The following is a 6414-nucleotide window of genomic DNA, read 5'->3' on the forward strand; positions in this document are numbered from 1 at the left end:
CACCACGGTCAAGGAAGCAGGAACATGAGCAAGCTGCGCGTAGCGGTCCTCGGTGCCCGGGGCCGGATCGGTTCCGAGGCGGTCAAGGCCGTCGAGGCCGCCGACGACATGGAACTGGTGGCCGCCCTCGGCCGCGGCGACAAACTGGAGACGCTGGCCGACACCGGCGCCCAGGTCGCCGTCGAACTCACCGACCCCGGCTCGGTCATGGGCAACCTCGACTTCTGCGTGCGCCACGGCATCCACGCGGTCGTCGGCACCACCGGCTGGACCGACGACCGCCTCGCGCAGCTCACCGGCCTGCTCGCGCAGTCCCCGGAGACCGGCGTGCTCATCGCGCCGAACTTCTCCATCGGCGCCGTCCTCACCATGAAGTTCGCCCAGCTCGCGGCCCCGCACTTCGAATCCGTCGAGATCGTCGAACTCCACCACCCGAACAAGGCCGACGCCCCCTCCGGCACCGCCACCCGCACCGCCCAGCTCGTCGCCGAGGCCCGCCGGGCCGCCGGAAGCGCCCCGGCGCCGGACGCCACGGTCACCGCCCTCGACGGTGCCCGCGGCGCCGACGTGGACGGCGTCCCCGTGCACTCCGTCCGGCTGCGCGGCCTCCTGGCCCACCAGGAGGTACTGCTCGGCGGCGAGGGCGAGACCCTCACCGTCCGCCACGACTCCCTGCACCACAGCAGCTTCATGCCGGGCATCCTGCTCGGCGTACGGCGTGTGGTGACCACTCCCGGCCTGACCTTCGGCCTGGAGAACTTCCTCGACCTGAGCTGAGCCCCCGTCATGCGCGCGAAGATCACCTACCTCGTCACGGCCGCCGTCCTCGTCTTCTACTTCGTCCTGGCCGGCAGCCGCGGCGTGATGCTCATCGAGACCGGCACCCCGCTCACCGTCACCTTCGGGGTGGCGGTGCTCATCCTGCCGGTCATCGGCGCCTGGTTCCTGTGGATGAACACCCGGTTCGTCCGCCGGGCCAACGCGCTGGCCGCCGAACTCGACGCCGAGGGCGGCCTGCCCGTGGACGAGCTGAAGCGGACCCCCGGCGGCCGTATCGACCGTGACTCCGCCGACGAGGTCTTCGCCCGCCGCAAGGCCGAGACCGAGGACACCCCGGACGACTGGCGCTGCTGGTTCCGGCTCGCGGTCGCCTACCACGACGCCCGCGACACCCCGCGCGCCCGCAAGGCGATGCAGCGCGCCATCGCCCTCCACGACGGCCGCCCGGTCCCCGCCTGACCGACGCGCCCGCCGCTCACGACACGAGGGGGCCGCTCCGTGTACGACGACACGGAGCGGCCCCCTCTCGAAAGCTCGGGTACGCGGGTCAGCCCCGCCCGTACTCCGCGGCCCACGCCTCCACGGTGTCCGCGGCCCGGTCGAACGCCGGACCCCGGTTGACGAAGTCCAGCATGTGCGTGCTCAGCAGCGGGGCGGTGTCCGCCGGGGCCCGGTCCACCCGGACCAGCGTCAGCGCCTGCCCCTGCACCGTGCGCGGCAGCCCCAGCCAGCGCACCGGCTGCTGCGCCGTACGCACCGAGACGACCCGCTGCCACGGCACCGTACGGGTCCGCAGGAAGCCCACCTGGCGCAGCCCGCGCGCGCTCACCCACACGCCCATGCGCAGCATCCGCAGCGCCGCCCCGACGATCAGCAGCGCGACCAGCAGCACCCAGGCGGCGGAGTCCACCGACCCGGTGACCGCGATCAGCACGGCGGCGAACAGCACGAACGACGAGAACAGCAGCACCAGCGCCGCCCCGCCCACCCGGAACGGACCCGGCCGGTAGGGGCGCCGCCAGCGGTCGCGGTCGTCGTACGGCAGCGGGCTCTCGGCGGCGGCGTCGAAGCCGCGGTCGGCCGTCAGGAAGGGCAGGGGCACGGCTGGTCCTCACTCGATCCTCGCGCGGACGATGCCCGGTGAGGCTATCCGGAGCCGTACCGGCCCACCACCCTCGGACGGCCGGAAGGGTCAGTGCGGAAACCGGCGCGTGAAACCGCGCGGGAGCAGCGCGGGAGCAGCGGAGGCTCAGCAGGGGCTCAGCAGGGGCTCGGCAGGGATCAGCGCCCCTGCGCCGCCTGCGACTGGGCCTGCGGGGAGGGCGTGCTCGTGGGCGTGGACAGCGCGGGCCTGCCGAGCACCACCGAGCCGACCAGCCCGGCCACGATGGTGAGCCCCAGCAGCCAGCGCCCCGCTATCTGCCCGGCGGACGACCGCTGCCGGGGCGGGGGCGCGACATTGCTGCGGAACCTGTCCGCCTCGGCCACGAAGGCGAAGGGCACCGGCTCACGCCGACGGAACATGGGGAACGACCTCACTCACGTGCTCATGCGGTCCCGAAACCGCGATCCTCACCCGTACAGACGCTCGAACGCGGCAAAAGGTGCCCCCATGTCGGAAAAAATCACCGACAAGGGCACGGTTCGGGCTCCCCCTCAGGTGCCCCGTACAGTGGGCGCGAACCTGCAGAAGTTGATGGGAAGGACCTCCGTGACCACCCCCGAGCCGCTCACCCTGCGCGGTGACGTCACCGTCGAACTCGTGAAGTCCAGCGCCTCCGACGCCGACGTCCTCTTCGCCGCCCGCGTCTCCACCCTCGGCGAGCAGTCCCTGGACGAACTCAAGAAGGACCCCGAGCGCTCGAAGGGCCTCATCAACTACCTGGTCCGCGACCGCCACGGCAGCCCCTTCGAGCACAACTCGATGACCTTCCTGATCAGCGCCCCGATCTTCGTCTTCCGCGAGTTCATGAGGCACCGGGTGGGCTGGTCGTACAACGAGGAGTCCGGGCGCTACCGCGAGTTGAGCCCGGTCTTCTACGTCCCCGACGCCTCCCGCAAGCTCGTCCAGGAGGGACGGCCCGGCAAGTACGTCTTCGTCGAGGGGACCCCGGCCCAGCGGGAGGCCGTCGGCAGCACCCTCGCGGAGTCCTACGAGCAGGCGTACACCGCGTACCAGAAGCTCCTCGCCGAAGGTGTCGCCCGTGAGGTCGCGCGGGCCGTGCTGCCCGTCGGACTGTTCTCGTCGATGTACGCCACCTGCAACGCGCGCTCGCTGATGCACTTCCTGGGGCTGCGGACCCAGCACGAGCTGGCCCGGGTGCCGTCGTTCCCGCAGCGGGAGATCGAGATGGTGGGGGAGAAGATGGAGGAGGAGTGGGCGAAGCTGATGCCGCTGACCCACGCCGCCTTCAACGCCAACGGCCGCGTGGCGCCGTAGCCGGTCCGTTCGGGCGCGTCGCCGCGAAGCCTTGTTCCCCCTCCGGAACGGATGTACGGATCAGCCCGGCGAAGTGTCCGTATTGCGGCATTTGGAGAAGTTCATCTAGCCTGATCGAACGGACCCGGCACTGCTTGAACCCCCGAGCAGGCAGTGCCGGGCTCCTTGTTCACCCAGACTTTCCCGGCCCCCCTAGGGCCTCCCTCGCCGTTCGCACCGAGTAGCGTGTCACTCATGGCTCCGACCTCCACTCCGCAGACCCCCTTCGGGCGGGTCCTCACCGCCATGATCACGCCCTTCACGGCGGACGGCGCACTCGACCTCGACGGCGCGCAGCGGCTCGCCGCCCACCTGGTGGACGCGGGCAACGACGGCCTGATCGTCAACGGCACGACCGGCGAGTCGCCCACCACGAGTGACGCGGAGAAGGCGGATCTCGTCCGCGCGGTCGTGGAGGCCGTCGGGGACCGCGCGCACGTCGTGGCCGGAGTCGGCACCAACGACACCCGCCACAGCGTCGAGCTGGCCCGTACGGCGGAGCGCATCGGCGCCCACGGCCTCCTGGTCGTCACGCCGTACTACAACAAGCCCCCGCAGGAGGGCCTGCTGCGCCACTTCACCACCGTCGCGGACAGCACCGGTCTCCCGGTCATGCTCTACGACATCCCCGGCCGCAGCGGGGTGCCCATCACCACCGAGACCCTGGTCCGGCTCGCCGAGCACCCGAGGATCGTCGCCAACAAGGACGCCAAGGGCGACCTCGGCCGTGCGGGCTGGGCCATCGCGCAGTCCGGTCTCGCCTGGTACTCCGGCGACGACATGCTGAACCTGCCGCTGCTCTCCGTGGGCGCGGTCGGCTTCGTCTCCGTCGTCGGCCACGTCGTCACCCTCGACCTGCGCGCCCTCGTGGAGGCCTACACCTCGGGCGACGTCGTCAAGGCCACCGAGATCCACCAGAAGCTGCTGCCGGTCTACACGGGTATGTTCCGTACTCAGGGTGTCATGACGACCAAGGCCGCCCTCGCCCTCCAGGGGCTCCCGGCCGGCCCCCTGCGCGCGCCGATGATCGAGTGCTCGCCCGAGGAGGTCGCGCAGCTCAAGATCGATCTTGCCGCCGGCGGGGTACAGCTCTGACAACAGACTTGGCACCACCCGAGCTTCACAACCGAATCCACAACAGAACAGGCGGGCACCGGTGCCCGCCACCCCACCCAGACAACTGCTCACGCACGAACGTCATGCGCGCCACGTACCGGACCGGTACGTGGCGCGTGTGGTTGAGGAGACACTTTTGAGTCATCCGCACCCTGAACTCGGACGGCCCCCGGCGCTGCCCGCCGGTGGTCTCCGGGTCACCCCGCTCGGCGGTCTCGGCGAGATCGGCCGCAACATGACGGTCTTCGAGTACGACGGCCGCCTGCTCATCGTTGACTGCGGCGTGCTCTTCCCCGAGGAGGAGCAGCCCGGCATCGACCTGATCCTGCCGGACTTCACGTCCATCCGGGACCGCCTGGACGACATCGAGGGCATCGTCCTCACGCACGGCCACGAGGACCACATCGGCGGCGTCCCCTACCTGCTCCGCGAGAAGCCGGACATCCCGCTGATCGGCTCCAAGCTGACCCTCGCCCTCATCGAGGCCAAGCTCCAGGAGCACCGCATCCGTCCGTACACCCTGGAGGTGGCGGAGGGACAGCGCGAGCGGGTCGGCCCGTTCGACTGCGAGTTCATCGCGGTCAACCACTCCATCCCGGACGCCCTCGCGGTCGCCATCCGCACACCGGCGGGGATGGTCGTGCACACCGGCGACTTCAAGATGGACCAGCTCCCGCTGGACAACCGCCTCACCGACCTGCACGCGTTCGCGCGGCTGAGCGACGAGGGCATCGACCTCCTGCTCACCGACTCGACCAACGCCGAGGTCCCCGGCTTCACGGCCCACGAGCGGGACATCTCCAGCGTGCTGCGCCAGGTCTTCAGCGCCGCCCGCAAGCGGATCATCGTGGCGAGCTTCGCCAGCCATGTGCACCGCATCCAGCAGATCCTGGACGCGGCCCACGAGCACGGCCGCCGGGTCGCCTTCGTCGGCCGCTCGATGGTCCGCAACATGGGCATCGCCCGCGACCTCGGCTACCTCAAGGTCCCGCCGGGCCTGGTGGTGGATGTCAAGACGCTGGACGACCTCCCCGACCACCAGGTCGTGCTGGTCTGCACCGGCTCCCAGGGCGAGCCGATGGCCGCGCTGTCCCGGATGGCCAACCGCGACCACCAGATCCGCATCGTGGACGGCGACACGGTCATCCTGGCCTCGTCGCTGATCCCCGGCAACGAGAACGCGGTGTACCGCGTGATCAACGGCCTGACCCGGTGGGGTGCCAACGTCGTCCACAAGGGCAACGCCAAGGTCCATGTCTCCGGCCACGCCTCCGCGGGCGAACTGCTGTACTTCTACAACATCTGCCGCCCGCGGAACCTGATGCCGGTGCACGGCGAATGGCGCCACCTGCGCGCCAACGCCGAACTCGGCGCGCTGACCGGCGTCCCGCACGACCGGATCGTCATCGCCGAGGACGGCGTCGTCGTCGATCTCGTCCAGGGCAAGGCCAAGATCGTCGGCAAGGTCCAGGCCGGTTACGTCTACGTGGACGGCCTCTCCGTCGGTGACGTCGGTGAACCCGCCCTCAAGGACCGCAAGATCCTCGGGGACGAGGGCATCATCTCGGTGTTCGTGGTCGTGGACGCCTCCACGGGCAAGATCACCGGCGGCCCGCACGTCCAGGCACGCGGGTCAGGCATCGACGACTCGGCGTTCGCCGCGGTCCTCCCCAAGGTCACCGAAGTGCTGGAGCGCTCGGCGCAGGACGGTGTGGTCGAACCGCACCAGCTCCAGCAGCTGATCCGCCGCACCCTCGGCAAGTGGGTGTCGGACAACTACCGCCGTCGGCCGATGATCCTGCCGGTCGTGGTGGAGGTCTGACACTCCGTCGGCTGTGCACCCGGAGCGGGGCCCCTCGATTTGCATCGGGGCGCCCCGCTCCAGTACGTTTACGGCTCCACCCCACCGGGAACCCCAGGGCCTCGCGCCCCGGACAACGGTGAACCGGAGCGGGTGGAAATTCCGACTCAGAACTTCTGATAAAGTCGGAACCGCCGGAAAGGGAAACGCGAAAGCGGAAACCTGGAAAGCACCGAGT

General features: G+C 70.3%; 7 protein-coding genes. 5 read left to right on the forward strand and 2 right to left on the reverse strand.

What is annotated here, in order from left to right:
• Positions 1-24: 24 nt before the first annotated feature.
• Entirely contained in the window at positions 25-777 is a 753-nt protein-coding gene (gene dapB, locus KUM39_RS04290) for a 4-hydroxy-tetrahydrodipicolinate reductase (protein WP_217783995.1), read from the forward strand.
• 9 nt (positions 778-786) lie between these two features.
• A complete protein-coding gene (locus KUM39_RS04295; RefSeq protein ID WP_217783996.1) occupies positions 787-1239 on the forward strand; it encodes a tetratricopeptide repeat protein in 453 nt (150 codons plus the stop codon).
• 88 nt (positions 1240-1327) lie between these two features.
• Here KUM39_RS04295 and KUM39_RS04300 read toward each other — a convergent pair whose 3' ends face one another.
• A complete protein-coding gene (locus KUM39_RS04300) occupies positions 1328-1882 on the reverse strand; it encodes an SCO5741 family PH domain-containing membrane protein (RefSeq protein WP_217783997.1) in 555 nt (184 codons plus the stop codon).
• A gap of 179 nt (positions 1883-2061) precedes the next feature.
• Positions 2062-2304, reverse strand: coding sequence for a hypothetical protein (locus KUM39_RS04305; protein WP_217783998.1), 243 nt, complete (start codon positions 2302-2304; stop codon positions 2062-2064).
• A gap of 172 nt (positions 2305-2476) precedes the next feature.
• Here KUM39_RS04305 and thyX point away from each other — a divergent pair, with 172 nt between their 5' ends.
• From thyX to KUM39_RS04320, 3 genes are all read left to right on the forward strand, one after another.
• Entirely contained in the window at positions 2477-3220 is a 744-nt protein-coding gene (gene thyX, locus KUM39_RS04310; RefSeq protein WP_217783999.1) for an FAD-dependent thymidylate synthase, read from the forward strand.
• A 234-nt stretch (positions 3221-3454) separates the two neighbouring features.
• Positions 3455-4354 carry a 4-hydroxy-tetrahydrodipicolinate synthase gene (gene dapA, locus KUM39_RS04315; protein ID WP_217784000.1) on the forward strand — a complete coding sequence of 300 codons (900 nt, stop codon included), beginning with the start codon at positions 3455-3457 and terminating at the stop codon, positions 4352-4354.
• A gap of 157 nt (positions 4355-4511) precedes the next feature.
• On the forward strand, positions 4512-6197 hold the full coding sequence (locus tag KUM39_RS04320) for a ribonuclease J (protein WP_217784001.1): 1686 nt from the start codon (positions 4512-4514) through the stop codon (positions 6195-6197).
• Positions 6198-6414 lie beyond the last annotated feature (217 nt).

This window comes from Streptomyces corallincola (genome assembly GCF_019104725.1).
GTDB classification, from domain to species: Bacteria; Actinomycetota; Actinomycetes; order Streptomycetales; family Streptomycetaceae; genus Streptomyces; species Streptomyces corallincola.